Annotated in this window: 29 protein-coding genes; 19 read left to right on the top strand and 10 right to left on the bottom strand. The window is 26.0% G+C overall.

Going from position 1 to position 22514, the window contains the following annotated elements:
- Positions 1–2: 2 nt before the first annotated feature.
- Both AELL_RS04000 and AELL_RS03995 read right to left on the bottom strand, forming a co-directional pair.
- The gene (locus AELL_RS04000; RefSeq protein WP_118916709.1) at positions 3–437 is read right to left on the bottom strand and encodes a hemerythrin domain-containing protein; all 435 of its coding nucleotides are present in this window, start codon (positions 435–437) and stop codon (positions 3–5) included.
- 60 nt (positions 438–497) lie between these two features.
- Entirely contained in the window at positions 498–689 is a 192-nt protein-coding gene (locus AELL_RS03995) for a hypothetical protein (RefSeq protein ID WP_118916708.1), read from the bottom strand.
- A gap of 84 nt (positions 690–773) precedes the next feature.
- Between AELL_RS03995 and AELL_RS03990 the strand changes: the two genes are divergently transcribed.
- Entirely contained in the window at positions 774–2021 is a 1248-nt protein-coding gene (locus AELL_RS03990) for a GGDEF domain-containing protein (RefSeq protein ID WP_118916707.1), read from the top strand.
- Positions 2022–2032: 11 nt separating this feature from the next.
- On the opposite strand, the gene AELL_RS03985 is transcribed toward AELL_RS03990, so the two are convergent.
- The 4 genes from AELL_RS03985 to AELL_RS03970 all read right to left on the bottom strand — a co-directional run bounded on the left by AELL_RS03985 (position 2033) and on the right by AELL_RS03970 (position 4670).
- Positions 2033–2800, bottom strand: a complete 768-nt coding sequence (locus AELL_RS03985) for a sulfite exporter TauE/SafE family protein (protein WP_118916706.1) — start codon at positions 2798–2800, stop codon at positions 2033–2035.
- Positions 2801–2884: 84 nt separating this feature from the next.
- On the bottom strand, positions 2885–3508 hold the full coding sequence (locus AELL_RS03980; protein WP_118916705.1) for a CBS domain-containing protein: 624 nt from the start codon (positions 3506–3508) through the stop codon (positions 2885–2887).
- A gap of 194 nt (positions 3509–3702) precedes the next feature.
- Positions 3703–4104 carry a TonB C-terminal domain-containing protein gene (locus AELL_RS03975; RefSeq protein WP_118916704.1) on the bottom strand — a complete coding sequence of 134 codons (402 nt, stop codon included), beginning with the start codon at positions 4102–4104 and terminating at the stop codon, positions 3703–3705.
- The gene (locus AELL_RS03970; RefSeq protein WP_118916703.1) at positions 4101–4670 is read right to left on the bottom strand and encodes a helix-turn-helix domain-containing protein; all 570 of its coding nucleotides are present in this window, start codon (positions 4668–4670) and stop codon (positions 4101–4103) included. The genes AELL_RS03975 and AELL_RS03970 overlap by 4 nt, the downstream gene beginning before the upstream one ends.
- Positions 4671–4748: 78 nt before the next feature.
- Here AELL_RS03970 and AELL_RS03965 point away from each other — a divergent pair, with 78 nt between their 5' ends.
- The 18 genes from AELL_RS03965 (at position 4749) to AELL_RS03885 (ending at position 16911) form a co-directional block, all read left to right on the top strand.
- Positions 4749–5264 (top strand): phage regulatory CII family protein, encoded by a 516-nt coding sequence (locus tag AELL_RS03965; RefSeq protein WP_118916702.1) that lies wholly within the window; start codon positions 4749–4751, stop codon positions 5262–5264.
- Positions 5265–5560: 296 nt separating this feature from the next.
- Entirely contained in the window at positions 5561–5812 is a 252-nt protein-coding gene (locus AELL_RS03960) for a DNA gyrase inhibitor YacG (RefSeq protein ID WP_118916701.1), read from the top strand.
- Positions 5813–5816: 4 nt separating this feature from the next.
- Positions 5817–6098 carry a hypothetical protein gene (locus tag AELL_RS03955; protein ID WP_118916700.1) on the top strand — a complete coding sequence of 94 codons (282 nt, stop codon included), beginning with the start codon at positions 5817–5819 and terminating at the stop codon, positions 6096–6098.
- A gap of 562 nt (positions 6099–6660) precedes the next feature.
- On the top strand, positions 6661–7167 hold the full coding sequence (locus AELL_RS03950) for a hypothetical protein (RefSeq protein ID WP_118916699.1): 507 nt from the start codon (positions 6661–6663) through the stop codon (positions 7165–7167).
- Positions 7168–7321: 154 nt separating this feature from the next.
- Positions 7322–8701, top strand: a complete 1380-nt coding sequence (locus AELL_RS03945) for a hypothetical protein (RefSeq protein ID WP_118916698.1) — start codon at positions 7322–7324, stop codon at positions 8699–8701.
- Positions 8702–8890 carry a hypothetical protein gene (locus tag AELL_RS03940; RefSeq protein WP_118916697.1) on the top strand — a complete coding sequence of 63 codons (189 nt, stop codon included), beginning with the start codon at positions 8702–8704 and terminating at the stop codon, positions 8888–8890. It abuts the gene before it with no gap.
- A 3-nt stretch (positions 8891–8893) separates the two neighbouring features.
- Entirely contained in the window at positions 8894–9352 is a 459-nt protein-coding gene (locus AELL_RS03935; RefSeq protein WP_118916696.1) for a glycoside hydrolase family protein, read from the top strand.
- Position 9353: 1 nt separating this feature from the next.
- Positions 9354–9590 (top strand): hypothetical protein, encoded by a 237-nt coding sequence (locus AELL_RS03930; protein WP_118916695.1) that lies wholly within the window; start codon positions 9354–9356, stop codon positions 9588–9590.
- Between the two features lie 8 nt (positions 9591–9598).
- A complete protein-coding gene (locus tag AELL_RS03925) occupies positions 9599–10540 on the top strand; it encodes a hypothetical protein (RefSeq protein WP_118916694.1) in 942 nt (313 codons plus the stop codon).
- Between the two features lie 106 nt (positions 10541–10646).
- Positions 10647–11744, top strand: a complete 1098-nt coding sequence (locus AELL_RS03920; protein WP_118916693.1) for a hypothetical protein — start codon at positions 10647–10649, stop codon at positions 11742–11744.
- A complete protein-coding gene (locus AELL_RS03915; RefSeq protein ID WP_118916692.1) occupies positions 11744–12544 on the top strand; it encodes a hypothetical protein in 801 nt (266 codons plus the stop codon). The genes AELL_RS03920 and AELL_RS03915 overlap by 1 nt, the downstream gene beginning before the upstream one ends.
- A complete protein-coding gene (locus tag AELL_RS03910; protein ID WP_118916691.1) occupies positions 12544–12903 on the top strand; it encodes a hypothetical protein in 360 nt (119 codons plus the stop codon). The genes AELL_RS03915 and AELL_RS03910 overlap by 1 nt, the downstream gene beginning before the upstream one ends.
- A 27-nt stretch (positions 12904–12930) precedes the next feature.
- A complete protein-coding gene (locus AELL_RS03905) occupies positions 12931–13287 on the top strand; it encodes a hypothetical protein (RefSeq protein ID WP_118916690.1) in 357 nt (118 codons plus the stop codon).
- A gap of 162 nt (positions 13288–13449) precedes the next feature.
- Positions 13450–13854 carry a hypothetical protein gene (locus AELL_RS03900; RefSeq protein WP_118916689.1) on the top strand — a complete coding sequence of 135 codons (405 nt, stop codon included), beginning with the start codon at positions 13450–13452 and terminating at the stop codon, positions 13852–13854.
- A 90-nt stretch (positions 13855–13944) separates the two neighbouring features.
- Positions 13945–15363, top strand: coding sequence for a hypothetical protein (locus tag AELL_RS03895; RefSeq protein ID WP_118916688.1), 1419 nt, complete (start codon positions 13945–13947; stop codon positions 15361–15363).
- Between the two features lie 11 nt (positions 15364–15374).
- Positions 15375–15515: a hypothetical protein gene (locus tag AELL_RS14225; RefSeq protein ID WP_164967224.1), complete on the top strand. Its 141-nt coding sequence runs from the start codon at positions 15375–15377 to the stop codon at positions 15513–15515.
- Between the two features lie 92 nt (positions 15516–15607).
- Positions 15608–15889, top strand: coding sequence for a MerR family transcriptional regulator (locus tag AELL_RS03890; RefSeq protein ID WP_118916687.1), 282 nt, complete (start codon positions 15608–15610; stop codon positions 15887–15889).
- Positions 15886–16911, top strand: a complete 1026-nt coding sequence (locus AELL_RS03885) for a tyrosine-type recombinase/integrase (RefSeq protein ID WP_118916686.1) — start codon at positions 15886–15888, stop codon at positions 16909–16911. Before AELL_RS03890 ends, AELL_RS03885 begins: the two co-directional genes overlap by 4 nt.
- Before the next feature lie 79 nt (positions 16912–16990).
- On the opposite strand, the gene AELL_RS03880 is transcribed toward AELL_RS03885, so the two are convergent.
- The 4 genes from AELL_RS03880 to AELL_RS03865 all read right to left on the bottom strand — a co-directional run bounded on the left by AELL_RS03880 (position 16991) and on the right by AELL_RS03865 (position 22176).
- Entirely contained in the window at positions 16991–19369 is a 2379-nt protein-coding gene (locus AELL_RS03880; RefSeq protein WP_118916685.1) for an AAA domain-containing protein, read from the bottom strand.
- A 25-nt stretch (positions 19370–19394) separates the two neighbouring features.
- Positions 19395–19829 carry an META domain-containing protein gene (locus AELL_RS03875; RefSeq protein ID WP_118916684.1) on the bottom strand — a complete coding sequence of 145 codons (435 nt, stop codon included), beginning with the start codon at positions 19827–19829 and terminating at the stop codon, positions 19395–19397.
- 136 nt (positions 19830–19965) lie between these two features.
- Entirely contained in the window at positions 19966–20946 is a 981-nt protein-coding gene (locus AELL_RS03870; RefSeq protein ID WP_118916683.1) for an iron-sulfur cluster assembly scaffold protein, read from the bottom strand.
- A gap of 33 nt (positions 20947–20979) precedes the next feature.
- Positions 20980–22176, bottom strand: a complete 1197-nt coding sequence (locus AELL_RS03865; RefSeq protein ID WP_118918609.1) for a NifS family cysteine desulfurase — start codon at positions 22174–22176, stop codon at positions 20980–20982.
- Positions 22177–22514: the final 338 nt, after the last annotated feature.

Raw genomic sequence — 22514 nt, 5'->3', positions numbered from 1 at the left:
TTTTATATTGCCTTCATATTATCAAGAACTTGAGAAACTAAACCACCTAAATGAGCATCTGCCATTCTATAAAGCATTTGTTCCTCTTTCATATTATGTTGTTGCATTAACATCATTAAACTCTCACTAACACCAAAAAAATGATTTTTATCTTTTTTTTCTAAATCCTCTTTCAAAGAGTTTAATAACTGTCTCATTTGATTATGTTCCATAGTCATAATCATAGTTGGACCTTCCCTCATTCCTGTTACCTCTTCAAAAGTAGGAAACATAACTTTTTCTTCCATTTCAAAATGATGTAACAAATCAGAAGCAAATTTTTCCATTTTTACTTTTGCTTCTTCCCAATTTGAAGAAGCAACTGCATTTTCTAAATTTGCAAACTCCTCATCACAAGCTCTGTGGTCTGCTGTTAAAAAAGATGAAATTGTACTCATAATATCCGCCTTATAATTTTTCTCTAATTATAAGAAAGATAAATATTTTTTTAATTGATACTAATCAATACTACTTTCTTCAATCTCTTCAATTGCATCTTTAATAATATATAAAATCTTACTTTTTGCAGATTCTTCATTATTTTCAGGAACATCCCATCCAACTATAGACATATATTTATCAACTAATGACTTAACATCTTCAACGATATTATCGTGCAGTTGAGCTAATTCTTTATCTTGTGCTGTCATAATTTTTCCTTTTTTATATTAGTTATTATTAAATACTTGATATAATACCCAACATTAACAATAAAAAAAATAAGGTATTATCCTTTGATAAATATTAAAGAGTTAACAAAAAATACACTTTTTCAACTAAAAGATGAAAATATTTCAACTACACCTGAACACTATTTTGTAGAATTCAAAAAACAAGCAGAAAAAGCCAATATTGAATTAGATGAATTCAAAGAATTTAACAGAATAAAAAACTCTTTAACTCAAGAAGAAAAAAACTCTTTAAAAATAGAATCTTTTAATGAATTAGCAAATATTTTATCTCAAAGAATTACAACTGATGAATTAAAAAATTTAGTAGCAACACTAAGTGATATTTTAACACCATCAATTGATTATAGTTTTATAGAGGATATTGAAGAATTTATTTTAAAAAATATAAAAAATCCAAAAACTATAATCTCAAATGATTCACTAGAAAAACTAAAAGAGTTGTCTAAAAAAAGAGTTGATGCTGATAGAAAAGTTTTAAAAGATAAAACAGATGATGTTGTAAAATTGACCTCTCTTATGAGTAGATATTTTGATAAAACACTTAATGATGGAAAAAATTCAACTGAAGAAATAATCAAAATAAAAGATGAACTATTATCTTTAAATATTTCTAGTTCTTCTTTTAGAGAATTAAAAATTGTTGAAAAAAAACTTATTGATACTATTTATAATATCGAACATTCTATGAAAGAAAATCATAAAATGATTGAAGACAATAAAGAAAAATTCCAACAATTAAATAGACAAATAGAAGAGTTACAAAAAGAACTTGTATTAGTAAAAGAAGAGTATCAAGTTGATTATTTGACAAATATTCTAAATAGAAGAGCTTATCATAAAGAAGTAGAAAAGATGGAGAAAAAATTCTCTATTTTTAATGCTAACTATGCAATTGTTTTTTATGATATAGACCATTTCAAAGAAATTAATGACCAATTTGGGCACTCTTGTGGAGATAGCGTACTAAAAAATTTTGCTGCGATTTTAAAAGATTTAACTAGAAAAGAAGATATTATTGCAAGATATGGTGGAGAAGAGTTTGTTGCACTTGTAAATTATCAAGAAGAGATTGAAGTGCAAAGATATATAAAAAGAGTTAAAAAAACTCTTGAAAATGCAAACTTTTTATATAAAGATTCACAAATAAAAATAAAATTTTCTGCTGGAATTACTTATAGAAATAAATATGAAACTTTTACAGATGCTAAAAAAAGAGCTGATGAATTACTTTATGAAGCAAAACATAAAGGAAGAAATAAAATCATCATAGATAATGGGATTGAATTATAAAAATTACTCTATTATGATAAAGTAATTTTTATAATATTTGCAACTAACATAAAAATCAATACAAAAATCAAAACTTTTTTTATAAAACTCTCTCCACCTTTTATTGCATAATGACTTCCAATATAAGAACCTAACATATTTGAAATAGCCATTGGAATTGCAATCATCCATAATACTTTTCCTGCCATTACAAAGGCAATTGCCGAACCTACATTTGTAGCTAAATTTAAAGGTTTTGTTGAAGCTGTTGAAATAATATAATCCAAATGTAAAAACTTTTTCATAGATATTGTCATATAAGTTCCTGTACCTGGCCCTAAAATACCATCATAAAAACCAATTGGTGCAGTTGCTAATATAATATTTTTATTAGTCAATTTTGTTTTTTCTTCACTTATATCTTTACTCTTTTTTAGTAAAAAAATTAAAGCAATTGGAATTGCAATTAAAATTGCCCATTTTATAACATAATCAGGAATGTACATCACAAGTTTACTTCCAACATATGATGCTAACAAACAAGGAATAATAGCAACTCCAACAACTTTTAAAGATATCTTTTTACTTAAAAAATATTTGATTGTTGCCATTAAAGTACCAAATAAAGAAGCCATCTTATTTGTAGCTAAAACAAAAACAGGAGGAATACCACTATAAAGTAAAACAGGAACTTGAATCATTCCACCACCACCTGCAATAGAATCAATATAACCTGCTATAAAACCGGTAATCATAAAAATAATAATCCACAAAGTGGTTATTTCTTGTAAAAAATCCATATAAACTCTTCTATTTTTTTGGGAAGTATATCCAAAAGTTATATATAAGTTATATTAAAATTTTACAAAAATTTCATTTTTATTCTATGACCACAATTGTAATTTTGGTAAATGAGAAACAGCTCTTAAAATATCAGTTTTTGAGATAATTCCTAATAATATATCATTTTCATCAACAATTGGAATAGCATCAAGTTTAAAATCAAGCATAACTTTTACAACACTTCGTACATCAGCCATTGGTGCAGCTGTAATAATTTCAGGTAAATAAATATCTTCTATTTTTCTATTTAAAATATTTTTTACATTTTCAATATCTTCCATTATAAGATTTAAAATGATTTTTTTATTTATTATTCCAATGATTTTTTTACCAAAACCAGTAATTGGTATTTGTGTGATTTGATTTTCTTTTAAAAAAGTATAAGCTTCTTCGATAGATACATTATTGTCCATAGAAAAAACATTTTTAGTCATTATATCTTTTGCATAATAAACTGGTTCAGAAGTATCTAAATTTGCAATCTTTTTATATGTATTTAAAAACTCTTGTTTTTGATGTTCTTTCTCTTCATTTGAAAAGTTTTGAATAAATCCTTCATCTGGTTTTAATCTAGTTTCTTGTAATTCTTCTACATTTTTTAAGTTATATAAGTTATCAGCTGTGCTTCTAAAACCTACACTTCCGTTGTTATATACAGCAAACATTTTAACTCCTTATTTATAATCATCATAATACATATTATTTAATAAATTATTAGTTACGCATTAATATGTTTTTGTTTGTTTTTATCACAAACACTCAATTTTAGGCACTTTCTACAAAATGAATTTTTATATCTTTTATCAAAAATACACAAAAAATATAAAAGTTTATACACAAAAACTGCACACTTTTTTAATTAACCTTCGCTTTTAAAATCAACATTTATTTTTATATTTCTATTGTTATAGACTGGATATTTAATATCTTTTTGTTTTTCTAAAAAAGCTTTCAAACTGTCATTAAATTCTTTTGATGTTGATTCTTTTAAAATTTCATAATCAAATTTTCCATCACTATATATATAAATGTTTATTACTGCTTTCAGTCCTGAACCAACTGGAATCCATGCTGATAATCTTTCAGAAATTGCTCCATAATATTCATTTGCAAAAGGTTCTGAAAATTTTGGATTATTAAATTTTATTTCTTTCTGTTCTTCAAAATATTTTTTAAATCTTTGGGGGTCTGTTTCTTTTGTTTCTGCTGCTAAACTACTTACTATTAAAATTCCAATTAATACTTTAAAATATTTTTTCATTTATTCTCTTTTATATTTTCTAATAACATTTTTAGAAGTTCAACAAAGCTTTTATTATTATCTTCTATATATGTTTCGTTTTTTAAATCTAAGTTCCAATCATCATCTATATAAACTGCTTTAAGAGTTTCTTCATCTCTTTCAAATTCTTTTAAAATGATTCTATGAGTAGAATTAATATTGTCAAAACATTTTAAAATACTGTTTTTTAAAATTTCTATCTCTTTTTCTTCATTTTTAATTATTTCTTCATCAATTTTATTTAATATAATTTTTTGTTGTATAGGGTCTAAATTGTTTAGTTTTGTACAAATTTCTTTTTGTGTTTTTGATAACTCTTTATCAATTTTTACTGAATTTTTATTTTTTTTACCAGTTAAAATATAAATCAAATTGATTTCTTTCTCTAAACATAATGAAATTATCAAATCGTATGGAATAGAATTTCTTGTTTTCCAATTTGTTATATTTTGTTGTTCAACTCCCAATAAATCGGCTATTTCTCTATCATGTTTAAGACTTGATTCTTCTTTTAATCTTTGTAATATTTCTTTAAAATCAAACATTTTGATTGCTCTCCTCTTGACATATCAATCATTTAGTGTTATTATTTCACTATATTAAACAAATTGAAAGGTTTTTAAATGCAAGTTCAAACCCCTCTATCTAATCAATTATACTCAAAAAGATATTCTCAATCAACATTATTGAATGTTATTAGTCATTCAATTAATTCATTTTGTAATTCTATGGGATTCCAAAAAGGTTATTTTTCTAAGTTTCTTCCATATTCTGAAAGTCAATCACTTAAATTTTTAAATCCTAACAATACTGATAAAAATTTAAAAATTACAGATTTAGAACTTATTTTATCTCACCTTGATTGTTTTCATAAAAAAATGATTCTTGATTCTTTATGTCATCAATTTGGTTTTGTTTGTGTTGATTCTGCTGAAATGATGGAAAAAGGTATTTATCAAAATATGGAAACATTACTTTTAACTATATCTGCAACGAATGGGGAATTAGCTAATTGTTTTTTAAAAGCTGTTCAAGATGGAAACATTAATGACCTTGAAAAAGATTCATTACAAAAGATAGCTTATGATTTAAGGGCTTTTCTAATTCTTTTTGAAAGCCGAATAAAAGAAACTAATTAAAAAAAGTTTCTATGAGTCCACACTTTTTTTATTTTGTTTTGTGTGGATTCTTAGAAGTTTTTAACTTCTTGTTCTTTTAAAACTTAGCCCGTAGCCACGCAAACGAAGACGGGTTTATAATTCTGACCTTTGAAAAGTAGGACTGTGGTATATCAAAGGGAGTAAGTGAAATTTTAGTAAAGCACTATAGAGAATACAATTTACATTTTATTTAATTTAATTTCTTTTTTTTTATGGTTGATTATTCTTTTTATAGTGCTTCATTAAGATTTTTATTCTTTATAAGGGTTTTTATTATGGAATCAAATATAAATAGTTTTGGTACTGATTTAATTTGTCCTATTTGTGGGGCTTCGTATCAAAATCAAAAAAAAGGTAGAACTAAAGATTATTGTTCTGACAATTGTCGTGATGTTAATAAGTTTTTATCTGCATTTGAAACAAGACTTTTAAAAGTTGGTTTTAAAGGTTCTTATTCTAACTCTATGAAAAGCAGATTATTTCTTCTTGCTAATAATTTACATTGTGTATCTAAAAAGAAAGGTTAATAAAATGGATTTATCTACATTGAATAAAATTAAGACTAGATATGATGCTTCAAAAGTTTTTGCAAAAGGTAAAAAAATTTTCTTTTATTTTTCTGCAGCTAATAAAGAGGATAATACTTACAAATATTACCTATTTAATCCAGTTTTTTCATTTAATAAAAACTTTGAATTAATCCAAGAAAAATTTAAAGATATAAAAGGTTATTGGTATTTATATACTAATAACGAAAGCTATCCTATACCTATAACAAAACAGCAAAAAGCTGTGCAATTAGAACTTTTTTGAAAATTAGCATTTTAGAGAAAAAATGATTTATTTTTCTTATTTGCCCCCGAGTTCTTCACGCCTTTCACAATCATAAAAAAGACAATAAATCTTAATGTTTCTTATTTGGAGGGCTTTGCCCGACACATCAGAAAAAGAATTAAGATTTTGTTGGCTTATGATTGTGATTAGAAAGGTGGGAGTCGGGATAAAGCAAAAAAAGAAAGAAAGATTTGTCCCCAGATTCTGAATGTTAAGAACAAAAAAAATTCGATTATGAAAGATAACAGCTGAACTTATTACGCAAGGGCTAGAAATGTATTTTTTAGCTAAACAGTGGCTAGGCTATTAAATGTCTTAGAAAAGTCTTTTAAAGCTATCGGACGGAGTTTATTTACACCTTTACACTTAACGGGTGAATGTTAATTTTTTTTAATTGGAAATTCATTCCCTCCACTTAAACAGTAAAAAAGAGATTTGATTTTTCTAACTGAAACTTAATTACTGCATTTGCATATTTACTAAATGTAGTAATTAGGTTTTAAACCTAAATATATCAATCAAACAAAAAAGGAAAAAAAATATGTCAATCGACAAAAACAAATTAAATGCAACTTCAAGTAATGTTGAAGAAATTACAACAGAAACACCAAAAGAAACAGCAAAAAAAGTTGAACCAAATACAGTTGTAACACAAGAGTTCTTTTCTGAATCAAAAATGTTAGATATTGCACTTTTAAACAATGAATTAAACTCAATGAATAGAGGTGAATTAAGATTTACTGTAATTGTAAAAGGTGAATATAGATTTAACAAGACTGATAAAAATGGAATTGATGTTGTAAATAGTGAAACTGGTGAAATTGAACAAATTGTTTCACCTTATGTTGAAGTAACTGGTGAGGGATTAAAAGGAAAAATCTCTACAAAAAGATTAAAAAAAGAAGAAATCGAACTTCTTGAACAAGGTCAATCTTATTTTGGAACTTATATGCTTTCAACTGATTCAGCTATGAATTTCCAAGTTGAGTTCACGTCTGTTGTACCATATAGACAAGAATTAGAATCAAGAGTTAGAAATATGAAATGATGGGCTTTAGAGGATTAAATCCTCTTTTCCCCGTTCCCGTTTATCAAGGGTTACCAACGGGACACCTCTTTAACTCTTGATTAACTGGAAAACTCCATTTACACCTACATAAAAACAAAAAAATATTTTCAATCTACTACAAGGAATTAATATAATGAATTTTTATCCCTCTAAAGATAATCCAATTGACGTAAAAGTAATTTCACAAGGAATTGATACTCTTGTTACTTCGCATATTGCACTTGATGAAATTGCCTATAACAAAAAGTTTTTACCACTTTTAAGAAAGTTAGAAGATTTAAAAGAAAAGGCACAATGTATTGATTCATCAAATCAAAAAATAAGATATGTAAAAGATAATATCTTAGGTATGGGACAATTTAAAATATATGCTCAAGGTATGGGAATGTATAAATATTATCTTGAAAATGAGGATTTATCAATTTTTGTTGCTAATACTAAATTTGGTGGAAATGATTTTTCTACTCCACAAATTAAAATTGAAATGAGGGCACATTATTTATTTGCATTGAGTCATAAAAAGGCTTATGAACTCGTTTTAAGGCTTGTTAATAAAATGATAGGTCAAACTAGAAACTTATGCAATAGAATGGATTTATACACTGATATTCAAGGTATAAGATATACACATTTTGACAATTTAAGATTTCAAACTAATTATAAAGAAACAGATTTTAAAGAAACAATACATTCTAAATTCAAAAAAGTAACTGGATTCGCTTGGGGAAATGGTGATTTTATGTTTAGGATTTATGATAAAACAAAAGAGATACAGCTTCGTAAAAATAAATCTTATATTATGACTAAATGGCAATTTAATGATTATGATATGGAAAAGAAACTTCCAGTTTTTAGACATGAAGCACAATATAGACGGGCATTGCTTTCTAAATTTATGCCTAAAGATTTAGAGGATGAAGTTTTATACTTTTTTCAAAATACTCCAAAACTTTGGAATAATGCAATAAATAAGATTCGTTGGACTGATTTAACAAATGATGAAGTTATAAGAATTTCTGAAAATAATTTAAAATCAGATTCTATAAAAAAGATTTTTCAACGTGCAAGAGATAATCCAAATAGGTTAGATTTTTGGAATATATTAACAAATTGGGATAATAAATATGCAACTCAAATTTTTAAATATAACCATATCAAAGAACCACAATCACAAACAGCAAAAAAATTCTTAAAAGCTTATATTGGTGCAACTTATAAAGCACGTGGTAATAATCCAAATGAGTTAATAAGTATTATTGATGAAGTTACACAAGAGTTGAGGGATATTTTAGGAATTTCATTACATGATTATGGCGAATTGAAAGTCGTTTCAAATTTTATTGAAAATTCTAAAATGCTTTTAAAAGATGGGCTTCAACCTGATTTTGATAACACAAAAACAGCTTTTTCTCTTTATTCAAAACTTACACAAAAACTAAAAAATATTGATACTCCAATTCAAAAAGAATTAAATCGTGCATCTAATTTTTTTGAACAATTAAAGGTGGTGTAAATGACTATTGAAGTTACTGAAACACAAAGGGACATTATAAAAGAGATATTAACAATCCTAGATGAAAGAAAAAAAGAAAAAAACGGATTAAAAAAAACTAATGTGAGTCCTTATCAAATTTCAAAAAGAATAAATAAAAGCTATTTTGGGGTTATCAAATCATTAAATAATTTAAAAGAAAGGCTATAAAACATGAATATTGATTTATTAGAAGATTCAATTAAAAAAAGTGAGGACATAAGTTTAAAACCTTATAAGTGTCCTAATGGGTTTATAACTATTGGTTGGGGTAGAAATATACAACTAAATGGAATTAGTAAAAGTGAAGCAGATTTATTATTAAGAAATGACATTTTGAATATTAAATTAGAGTTAGAGGACAAATTACCAGTTTTCAAAAAGCTTGATGATATTAGACAAAATGTTCTTTTAGAAATGGCTTACAATATGGGAGTTCCAAACTTATTGGAATTTAAAAATACTATTAAACATTTACAAAATAACAACTTTCAAAGTGCTTCAGAAGAAATGCTAAATTCAAAATGGCATAAAGATTTTATTAACTACGATATGCAAGATAATAAAAGAGGTAATTCTGGACTATTAAGAAGTGAATATTTATCAAAAGTAATGAGAGAAGGAAAATATTAAAATGGAAATCATAACAGAAAATTTAGGAAATATATTATTAGTTCTTGGGGCTGTATATCCCCCTTTAATGTATCTTTTACCAGTTAAATATGCTAGTAAAATTGATTTAGGTATTAAAATTTTAAAAGCTGTTTCTAACACTTTGGAAAATGCAAAAAATTCAAAAGGTGGCTTATCTCCTGAAATTGATGAAGCATTAACAGAAAATAAAACTTTTGTTCAAAAAAGTAAAAATTAGGTTTATAAATGGGTTATTTAAACAATGAAATTTTAACATCAATAAATCAGGCTTTAGATTACAATATCAAAGCCCCTTTTTTGATTAGTTATACTTTATATTTTTATGATTATGATAAAACTTTAGAATTAAATTATATGCCCTTTGATATGTTTCCTAATGCTGAATTATTACCAAAAGATTTTATTTTTCATTATTATAATGTTTCTTTTAGTCAATATGACTCAGATAATGGAAAAAGAATAAGAGTTGAAACTATGAATTTAACACATAGTTATGCACATTCAAAAGGATATGACACTTATTATATTAAAGATTTTGAGGGTAGATATTACACTCCAGTTTATACAACAAAAAATCATCATATCGAGCCTATTATTTTAAAAACAAAATTAATTGATTTTTTTCCTAATAAGGTCACATTACACGATATTTTTAACATTCCTCAACCTATTGATAACAATGATTACACAAAACCCCATTGGGAATGGACTCCTTTAGTATATTCTTTTGATACTGGCTCTAAAGTTGAGTTTTCCGACTCAATTACACCTCCTTTAAATGTTAAAACTTTTAAAGATGAGGGCGGAACGCTTAACGGAATTACTGGTGTTAATCCTTTAGAGGGGTTTGAAGATTATAATCAATTTTCTACTTTTTGGGGTGGTGGTGTTGTTCCTGCTTGGGGTGGTAGATATAGTGAAAATTTACATTATTCTAGTTTAGGTTATGGAAGAGGTTATTTTAATACAAATTATAATGATAGATGGACTCCCGAAACTTCTCGTTATGTTGGATATATATTTTATAAAGGTTTTGAAATTGATGAAATAACCGACGAATTTGTGCAAATTAGAAAAAAATATTTATTAGTTTATCGTGATAGAAGTAATGAAGTAATTAATCCGAAATTGTGTTGTCTTGCCCAATGTTTTGGCATAACTGAATAAAAAAAATAAATAGAAAGGAAAATAAAAAAATGGATGAATGTAAAGAAATATTAAACAATATATTAAAAGAATTACAAAAAATAAATAAACTGTTAGGGGGTCAATAATGCCTTATACTCAATACGCTGACGGCTTAGAAAATGATTCAAATTTTTATTCATTGCCCGTTGGAGTTACTAAAATTATTTCTAATGCTGGTACATTAGCAGATACAACGGTTGTTATGAAATTTGGAATTGATGATGAAACTGTTGCCGTTAAGGAAGAATTAGGAGTTAAGGTTAGTTCGGAAACTAAAAAGCCTTTAGAAGAAAAATTGGGCATTATTGGTCTTTTGGAGGCTGAAAAAATAAGATTTAAAGAGCATTTGATGAATAAAATGCTATCTGATTTTGACTCCGATTTGTCTGTCCCCCAAGTTCAAACAACTTCGCCTTTAATCTCTCAAATGAAAGCTGGAAATGATTTAAAGCAAAAGCAACACGAAAGAGAGATTATGTTGGCGAAAGCTGATATTGAATATAAAAAAATGCAAGTTCAATTAAGAATGAAAGAACTGGAATTAAGAGAACACGCTAACTCTATTGCAGAATCTCAACTATATATGCAGGGGCAATTATACGACCAAAATGAAAGAATAATACTTCAAAATTCAACAATGATTAAAAATATGGCAAATATAAAATCTGTTATTGCTCAAAAGACTTCAACAATTGACGCAAGTGGTGGAACTTTCAATCTTGATACAGCTGATTTAACAAATGCAATTAATTCAATGAAAGAAAATCAGGTTCAAACTAATACAAAGATAGTTGAAGGTATTGAAAATCAAAAAGAAACAAATGCAAAAATTGTTGAAAATATAACAAAGAAAAATGAACAATTAGACTTTGAAAAAGACGGAGTTTCAACATTAAAAGACAGTTCAGGAAATGTTATCAAACCAAGAGAGGTAAAAGCAAAAAATCATGCTGAACATAATATTTATAAAACTGCTGAAAATACTTATAACTGGAAAGATAGTACAGAAGAAACATTAACACATTTAGATGGTGCTTTAAATAGTGGTCTAGGAACTGGTGAGGGTGGAATTGGTTTTGATGAAGCTAGTCTTTTTAAACTTCTTGAGAAATTTTCGTCACATGATAAAACTGTTTATACAACTGAAAACACTTCAAAGGTTTTTAGTGGGGAGGGGAAATAATGATTACTCTTCAAAATGTATTGGCAAATGCTGGTGAAGATTTTATAGATGAATATACATCCTTGTTAGTTTATGAAGAGGGTTCAGAAATATTTAAAAAAGTTAAAGATTATTTGAATTTTAATCCTAATGCTAAATTTGATGAAGCTTTAGAAGGTGCTTTAGATACTTTAAAAATGGGTATTATGAACGCAACTATTGTTTTGGTTACTGAATATGCAATTACAAAAACGGGTGCTATTTTAACGGGTATATATGTTTATATTAAGGGAAGAAGATTTATACAATCTTTAAAAGAGGGAATATTAAATAATCCAATTTTGAAACGTACCCCAGTTGGTTTTATTGGTTCTACTGTTGTTGGAACTGCGACAAGTGCCGTTATAGGAAATCAAAAAGAAACTTTAGCCCTTGCAGGAATGGTTAATAATTCTGCTAATAATTTGATTGGTGCAATAGGTCAAGAAAGACATAACCAAATTGTTTTACAAGGTCAAAAAGTTAATAGAGTTGAAAAAGCTAAATCTAATATGTATAAAGTTAGAAATACTGCAAGAGAAAAAAACATGGAATTATATATGCTTAAATTTGATAAAGGTATGTGGAAAAATACACAAAGAGATAAAAAGCTTTATTTTGATTGTACAGGTCAAAATGCTGATACAGTATCATTTAATCAAGATTATGTAAATCAATTAAATTCTTATGCAAATATTGTTACAACTGCAAGTGGTCAAATTTTTTCACATGCTAAATTGACTTTGGATTTATTAACACAAATGGGAACTAAGGTTGCTTGATGTTTTGGTTTCATGTAACTTTGTCTTTGGGTCGTTCTGATTCATTAATTATAGAGGCTGATTCAAAAACTGATATTTTAACTTTTTTTAACTCTGTTTCAGTTGCTGTGGTGTCTTCAATTAAGAAGATTGTTTATTCAAAAGAATTAAATGTAAATTATGTTCAAAAAGTTATTACAAAAGAACTTTATTATAAAAAAATTATTGTTTGTGCAAAAAGTAAAACTAAAGCAAAAATGTTTGAATTGTACAATATCAAAAAAACTATTACAAAAGATATTATATTAACTCAATTTAAAAAATTAAATATTGATAATGAACAAATAGAAGATATATACAACGTATTATTTATAGATTAATTGAGGGCTTTGCCCGAAAGGTTGCAGATGGGGAAATACCAAATCACTTATAATACTAATGGTAAAACACTTTATTCAGAATTACATGCAGATAACTATCAAAATATAGTTGATGTTTTTTATGAACTTTTTTCAGGTGAACTATTAGAGATAAGAGAAATACTACATGAAGATAAAGCTATAAAGGAAGATGATAATAACTATATTCATTCTGCAAATATAAAGGTTATTTCATCATCTAAAAATTATGGTTATAGTTTTAAAATACCAAAACTTAAAAAGACAATTAGTGAAGAAGATTTAAAGAATATGATTTTTAGTTATGTAAAAATTGATTCTTTAAAACCTGATTCTTTAAAAATTACTACAAATTATAAATTATAAAAAGTTAATATCAACTCTTAGATTAATAGAACTCCTATTTTATAGCCTTTTTTATTTTTAAAAGTTGATATTGAAATGGTTTTTTATATTTGTAATAATTCTTTACTTTCTTAAATTTGCCGATTTAAAAAGTTTAAAAAAATATAATATAAGGATATAAAAATGGCAAAAAAATATAAAATCGTTCAAAAATTAAACTTAAATGGTAAACCTTTATCAATTGCATTTAGTGTTTTTATGGATAAAGCAGATTTAGACAATCTTTTAGCTTTATTAGAGGGTGGTTATGAGGTTTCAGAAGTTATTGAATCAAATTTAGCTACAGCTGATACTTTAGTGGCTAACACAAATCCACATACTCAAATCGGTCTTGTTGGTTCAGTAAATGGGAAACCAATTTTTGAAACTATTAAACCTTATTCAGGTGCAATTCATTTTAAAAATACTGCTTCAAATGATGATATTACAAATGCGTTAGCAACTGCTACACCATTTGAATTATTCCCAGTTGAAAAACCAAAAAAAGTTACATTTAAAGGTTATGAAACTGTTGTGGTTGCACCATAATAGTTTTTTAAACTAAATAGTTATTAAAAGGTTAGGTTTAAATACCTAGCCTTTTTTTTTGTCCAAAAAAAAATATGAAAGGAAAAAAATATGGCTCAAAATATATTAGAAGTTATTGAAGATAATCTTTTAAAACTTGCTGTTAAATATCAAACATTTTTAGAAAAAGATTTAAAATATGAAGATATAAAAGATTATGATTCTGAATTAAATGACATAATGGAAAGATATAAAACTCTTAAAAGTATTCAATCAACAATATCAAGTCAAGATTTATCAATTCTTTATAATGAATATAACACAATTTTTCAAGATTTTAAATCAAAATATGAATCAGGTTATTTTACTCCTAAAGATGGAACTTTTGAAGATTTAACACAAGAACAAAAAGACTCTTTAAAAGGTCAAAATGGTTTAAATTCTTATGAAATAGCAAAAAATAATGGTTTTGAAGGTTCAGAGTCTGAATGGTTATTGTCTTTAAAAGGTGCAAATGGAACTTTTGAAGATTTAACACAAGAACAAAAAAACTCTTTAAAAGGTCAAAATGGTTTAAGTTCTTATGAAATAGCAAAAAATAATGGTTTTGAAGGTTCAGAGCCTGAATGGTTATTGTCTTTAAAAGGTCAAAATGGTTTATCTGCATATGATATAGCTGTTAATAATGGTTTTGATGGTTCAGAGTCTGAATGGTTAGAAAGTTTAAAAGGTATAGACGGTCAAGACGCAGAAAGTGCAATTTTTGATTTTGATAGTTTAGATTCTATTCAAAAAAATAAAATATTTGCTTTTATTTTTCAATCTTCAACTTTTACAGATTTATTACAAAGAATTGATAATCTTGAAAATAATTCAGGTTCTACACCAACAACACCTGAAACACCAACAACAGATTTTATAAATCCTTTTGAGATTGAAAATTCAATTTATTCATTTAATAAATTAAGTGATAATGAACTTTTAATTAGAGTTCTTAGAACTAGCCAAATTAATGATTATAATATGTTAGTTACTAATTTATCACTTAATGTTGCAGATATCGAAAAAATAGATTATAAAGTTGTAAAATCTTACAATACTTTAGAGGTATCAATTGATTTAGATATTTTAAACTCTCCTGATGAATATGACTTATTTACATATACTTTAAATTCTGAAACAACTTATCCAACTTCTTTAAATAGTGTTAATATTTCAGCATTTGAAAACTTAGGAGATTCTTTCAGTAATTATAATAATTATCCTTTATCACTTAATGATTCTTTAAAAGCTTATATCGCTGTTATTAATGGTCAATTATTAATTATTGCAGATAGAAATATAAATGCCTCTTGTTATATTGAAAACATTTTAATTACTTTAAAAAATGGTCATTCTGCTGATATCTCAAACGTTTCAATTTTAGAAAGTGGTTTACTAACTGGTGCTACTAGATTTGTTGATTTCAATATAACTGAATATGATACATTTGTTAATGATGTTTCAGATTTAATTCCTCCAGCAAATTAAAGAGGTGTTATATGACATTAGATAAAGATACAATCGAATTATTAACACAATTGTTTATTTTGATTAATAGTGTGGCTATTGTTCCACTTTTTAAATATATATTTTATAGTTTAAAAGAGATTAGCTATATAAAAGGTCATTTAGGTATTTAGAATTGAAAAAAAACAAACAATAAAATAATTAAAAGGTTGGGATTAATTTCTCAACCTTTTTTTTTATATAAATTTTTTGAAAAGGAAAAAATATGATTATAGATTTAAAAAATTTAGATTTAATTCCTTTGCTCTTGAAAGAAATTAAAGAATTAAAACAAGATATTTTAAACATTCAAAATAAAAATAAACCAAATCTTACTAAATTGCAAAATGTTGCAAAATATCTTCAAGTATCAAAAACAACAGTTTCTAATTATATAAAAGATGGAAGATTTAAAGAAAATGTACATTATAAAAAAACAATTGTAAATAAAATGGTAAAATATAACTTTGTAGAAAGTGCGATTATACAATTTAAGGAAAATTTATGACCTTTTATAATCGTAATGGAATTTTATATGTTTCAATTTCAGGTAAGAGGATTTCAACTAAGTTAAAATATTCAAAAGAGAATATAAAGCTTTATCAATCTTATTCTAAAAATGATGAGTTCTTTAATAAATTTGCTGTTATAAATAAAAATAAGACTTTTTTAGATTTTTGTGAACAGGTTTTAAAAGATAAGGAAAAGACTTTAAAACCTATTTCACATTATTGTTATTGTTCGTTGTTCAATAAGTGGATTATACCATATTTTAAAGATACTTTAGTTCAAGATATAAAGCCTTTGAATATTAAAAATTTTTATGATTCATTTCAAGATAAATCAACTTTAAACACTTGTGTAAGTGCTATTTTAAAACCTGCTTTTGAAAAGGCAATAATTGAGGAATATATTTTTTCTTCACCTTTAACTATCACAAAACCACGTTTTAGGTCGGTTTATGAAATTAATCCTTTTTCATTAAGTGATATAGATTTTATTTTGTCGAATATCAAAAATGAACAATTTAAAAATTTTATCGGTATTTCTTTTTTTACGGGTATGCGTACGGGTGAATTAATGGCTTTGACTTGGGATAATGTAGATTTTATTAATTATAAAATTTCAATAAAATTAACACATACTAATAATTTTATTAGTACACCAAAAACAAAAAGCAGTATAAGAACTATTGATATGCTTTCACAAGCTGAAAAGTATTTTTATTCTCAAAGAAAGATTACTAAAGGTAAATATGTCTTTTTAAGAAGTGATGGAAAGCCCTATAGAACTTCGGGAAGTTTGCAACAATATTGGAAAGAAACTTTAAAAGAGTTAAATCTAGAGCATAGAAGTATTTATCAAACTAGACATTCTTTCGCTAGTAATATGTTAAGTAATGGTGAGTCTTTAATGTGGGTTTCTAAAACTTTAGGTCATAGTAATTCAAGTATAACTTTACAAAAATACTCGAGATATTTACCTACTGACACAAAAGAAAGAAAAAGAACATTTTTAGATGATATGTAAAACACAAAAATTGCACACTTATTAAATTAAGTCCTATTTCTTCGTATTTATTTATTAATAAATTATTAATGATTTATAATTAAACAGTAACTTTTTTTGAAATAAAGATTAAATTTCCTATTAGTTGAGCATCTTTTTGTTTTATCCAAAACTCTTCATTTGCAACAATTATTAATCTTCTTTTTGTTCGGCTTACAACTGTGTTTATTAGGTTTAAACCTTTGAAGTTTTCATTTAAAGTATCTGTAAAAAACATTTTTCTTTTTCCACCGTTTGAGTCATCAACAACAGAAAAAATCACATTATCCCATTCACTTCCTTGAGATTTATGAATTGTCATTATATTTTCAAAATATTTTCTATCTAAATGTTCTTTTAGAAGTTTTACTTGCTTTTTATATGGAGTTAATATCACAAAAGATTTTCCCTCAAATTTTTTTACTAACTCTTTGATTATTAAAACTTCTTCCAAAGATGAACGCTCACTTGCTTCATTTACATTTGAAGCACTATCTATAAAAAATAGATTTGTATCACTTTTTAAAGCTGATTCAAAACCAAATTTATAAACAAATTTATTTAAAACTTGAGCTAAGTTTTTCCCAAATCTATGGGTTGAGATTAGATTTACTTGGGAAGTTTTTTCAAACTTTGGAGTAGTATTATTTGTAAATTCAAAAAATATCTCCTCAACACTATTTTTCAAAAAAAGTGTTTCAAAAAATAGTGCTGATTGACTCCATAAAAAACTCTTTTTATGTGAAATTACATCATATGTTTTTATTTCACTAACAGGTGGAAGTTGCATATGGTCACCTAAAAATGTTATTGGACTATTAGACTTAAATAGACTCAAAGCTTTAATTGTTGACATATATCCAGCTTCATCACAAAAGATGTGGTCTACTTCGATATTTTCATTTATAGAGTATTGAATATAGGCATCAATAGTCATGGCAAGAACTAAACTATTTTTTACTCTTTGTTTTGTACTTTGTTCAATTAATAAATCTTTTTCATCTATTAAAAAAGCTAATTTCTTTTTTAATTTTTCATCATCAAAATCTTTATGGTGGATATCTAAGGCTTGATTTATCAGCTCATCATTTGAGTTTTCTACTAAAGTTTTGATTGATTCTAAACTTGTTTTACACCAAAGATTTAGTTGAGATATTTTTTCATTTATTTGAACTTGTTTTTCATCTAAATTTGTTTGATTCAAATCTTTAAATATCTCATTATAAATCTTTTCACTTTTTATAAGATTTTTACAAAGAGTTAATATCTCAAAATTTTCTTGATTTATTTTATTTATCTTTTCATCAATTTTTTCTAACTCTTTTCGAACACAATTTATATTTACAACCTCTTTTAATCTACCCTCTTCTATCAATTTTTCATCAAAATTTACGCAAGGATTTTTTTCATGTTTTTTGATTGCATCTTTTATCATTCTTGAATTATTTGAAAAATGATAGGCTTTTAAAGGTAAAATTAAAAGATTTATCAAAGGTTGTAAGTGTTCTTCTTCATATTCAAGTTTTATGATTTTTTCTTTGTTTTCTTGTAGTTTTAAAAAGTGTTCTAGGATTTTTTCTAAATCATCACTGATTATTTTTCCCTCACGATATTTAATCACCCTATTTAATATATTTATCTCATTTTCAAGGGATTCCAAAACCCTTTCTATTCCTTTTGTTTCACAAACTTCAGAATACTTATCAAAAAAATCTTTTGATGGAATTCCTAATCGTAAAACTTTTTCCCTTGAAATTTGAAGTTTTTCTGTATTTTCTAAAACTCCAAAAAGTATCTGTTCTAAGGCAACATTTGTAGGAGCAACTATCAACACTTTTTTATTTTGAAAAATATAATTTATCAAAGCAGTTGATAAAACAGCTTTTGTTTTACCAGTTCCAGGAGCTCCCCAAATATATGAATATCTATTTTCAAATATAGAATCTACTGCATCTTTTTGATTTTGGTTTAGTTTTGTATCTTTTAGTATTTCTAAATTTGCTTTTAAATCTAAATCAAATTTGTCATCAAAAGTAAGTTTATGGGAGTTTTTATCATACCATTCAATTATATTTTTAATCAAAAAAAGTAAATCAGTAACTACCAAAAAGTCATCACTTTTTATCTTTTCAAACTCAATATCAGAATTTAAAACTTGAACATATAAAAGCCTATTTTTTTCATCATACTCTTTTATTAAAATATCTTTTTTATTAAAATAGTATTCATTTATTTCATTATTTTTATAATAAGTTTTTTCAAAATCATAAATAGGTTTTTCAAGTTTTATTTCATAAAGTTTTGGAAAACTATCTTTTTGATAATTTATTGATACTACTTTATCTATACTTTTTCCATTATTTTCACTAAATTTTTTTACATACTCATAATAAAAATTTGCCTGTTCTAGGCATAACTCTTTTAACTTTGAAATTTGCATTAAATCTTAATTTGATGAACTATTTTTAAAAATATACAACATTAAATTTTGCAATCTCTTTTTTATCTTTATCAAACAGTATTAAACTCTCTTCTTTAATTTCATAAGTTTTTGTATTTTGAAGAACTTTTGAGAATTCATCTTCAGTTTTAATTGCATGACACATCATTTTTGTACTAGCAATATTTTGAAAAACAATTTCATTTTTATCTTTTTTATATGTTCCAAAAAAATTATTACAACCTAAAGCTCCAAAAACTTTTCCATCATCTTGAAATCTAATATGTGGTTCTCTATCAAAAACTTCTACCTTTTCTCCATTTAAAACTATTGCTTTAAAATAACTGTTTGTTAAAGTTGCCTTTGGTTTAGTTGAAGAGTTATTTTCAACTGAAACTACACTACAAGCTGTTAAAAATAAACAAATTAAGCCTGCTAAAAAAATGTTTCTATTTTTCATATATATTCCTTTAAATTAATTTGAAAAATAAATTGTAACATAAGGTAAGTTTCTTCATGATTTAATCTTTATAAAATATAAAAAAAGGGACTTATCAAAAGATAAGTCCCTTTTTGAAATCTAAAATTATGAAAAATTAGATTGGTAAAACTCTGATATTTTCATCAACTTTTTGTTGTAAAACTGCTTCAATAGCAAATAAAGTTCCAGTACTTCCAGACGAACATCCTGAACAAGAACCTAAATATCTAATATAAATATCATAATGTGGTAAATTTTCTTTGATATCAATTATCTCCATATCTCCACCGTCCATTACAAGCATTGGTCTAATATCTGAATCAATTACTGCATCAACTGCTTTAATTCTTTGAACTAAAGTCATTTTATCAAAACTTGCATGACCAGAAGCACTTGCATCTGCTGCTGTTTTTAATCTTGATTGTTCCATTTCTGCTCTAACATCTTTTAAAATATCAACTAAATAGATATCTTTAGCTTCATGACCACCTGGTTTGATACATGATTTACAGAAAGCTCCTGCTTTTGTATAATCTGTAATTTCTTCAACCGTTTTTAAATCATTGATTCTAATTACTTCTTTTAAAGTTGCTAATGAAACCCTTGCACACTCACAAACGATTTGCTCTTCTTCAAAAGATTCCATATCAACACCTTTATACTCTGCTGCAGCTTTTTTGATAACATCATAAGCCATAACAGAACAGTGCATTTTTTGAGGTGGAACAGCTGGAGTTTCTGGATTATCTCTTAATGCAAACTCAACATCAATATTTGTAATTTTTACAGCTTCATCAACTGTTTTTCCAATACATAATTCAGCCATAACATCAGAAGATGCGATTGCTGTACCACATCCAAAAGATTTGAATTTTGACTCTAAAATTTTATCTGTATTTTCATCAACTGCCCAATAAAGTCTTACAGCATCACCACATGATTCAGCTCCAAAATCTGCAACAATTAATTTTGCTCCAAGTTCAGCTGCTCTTTCTTCAGTGATTTCCCCTTGGTGTTTTGGGTTATTCATTCTATTTACTACTTGATTTGAGTATTCATCCCAAATCGAACCGCTTATTAAACTATTTTTTGCCATCTTATTTTCCTTTAAATATTGTTCAATTTTTTATTATAAACCTGACTTATGACACGATGGTGCATAAGCATAAGAACTTGAAATTCCTCTTAATCTTGTAACAGCTTTTTTAATAACATCTATTGCATAATCTATTTGCTCTTCTGTGTTAAATCTACTTAAACTAAATCTAACTCCTGTGTGAGCTAATTCACTATCACTTCCAAATGCGTTCATAACTGGATTTGCTTCTAAGTCTTCAGATGCACATGCAGAACCTGTACTTGCACCTACTCCATTTTGGTTTAAGTCCCAAAGCATTGATTCACCTTCAACACCTCTAATAGAGATTAAAGTTGTATTTGGTGTTCTATTCTCTTTTCCACCAATAACAATTGTTTCTGGTAATTCTAAAATTGCTGCTTCTAATTTATCTCTTAATTTACTTACATGATTTTTTTCATAAGCTAAAGCCATAGTTGAAGTAGCTAATTTCATAGCCCATCCCATTCCAACCATTGAAGCAACATCAACAGTTCCAGCTCTAAAACCACCCATTTGTTCACCACCGTGAAGTAAAGGAGTTAATGAATAACCTTTTCTTACATATAATCCACCAACACCTTTTGGTCCGTGAAATTTATGAGCTGAAAAAGATAAATAATCTACATTGTACTCTTGAACGTCAACTGGAATTTTTCCAATTGCTTGAGTTCCATCTGTATGGAATGGAACTCCAAACTCTTTACAGATTGCTCCAATTTCTTTGATTGGGAAAATTTTTCCTGTTTCGTTATTTGCCCACATAATTGAAACTAAAGCTGTTTCTTCTTTTATATATTCTCTAACTAAACTTGCTTCTAAAACACCCTCTTCATTTACAGGTAAATAAGTTACTGAAACACCTTGTGTTTCTAAAAATTTACAAACTGCTGTAATAGATGGATGTTCTACTTCACTTGTTATTATATGTTTTTTGTCACCATTTAAAATTTTATCTATCCAAATACCTTTTAAAACTGTATTATTACTCTCTGTGGCATTTGCTGTAACAATTACATCATCTTCATCAGCTGCATTTATACCTTCATATAAAAAGTTTAAAGCTTCAACCATTTTAGGATGAGTTCCAGCGCCAAATTTATGTAGTGAATTTGGATTTCCGTATATATCACAAAAAAATGGTTTCATCTCTTCATAAACTTTTGGATCTACTATTGTTGTTGCATTATTATCTAAATAAACTTCCATTTTTATCATTCCTATATTTTTTAATTCCATTTGCAATAACTATTCCGAAATTAATAGTTACAAATAAAACTTTTTCGTATTCTAATGCAAATAGGATAAAAATTGTCTTAATTGTTTTTATCTATTTGTTTTTTTTCATACAGTAAATTTATTATACTAATCAATGATTTAAAAACCGCTATTAAATGTGGCTAAATAGTTTACAATTACTATATTTTCATCTTTTAATATAAAATTTCTCCGATTTCTTTATTTTTTAATTATTTTCAATAAAGAGAATTAAGTTTTTTATTAAAATAATTAGTTCAATTTGAAAATAATTTATTCTTTACATTGTA

This window comes from Arcobacter ellisii (assembly GCF_003544915.1).
GTDB classification, from domain to species: domain Bacteria; phylum Campylobacterota; class Campylobacteria; order Campylobacterales; family Arcobacteraceae; genus Aliarcobacter; species Aliarcobacter ellisii.
Note: the sequence above shows the minus strand (reverse complement) of the source record. Positions and strands in the feature narration are given on the sequence as shown.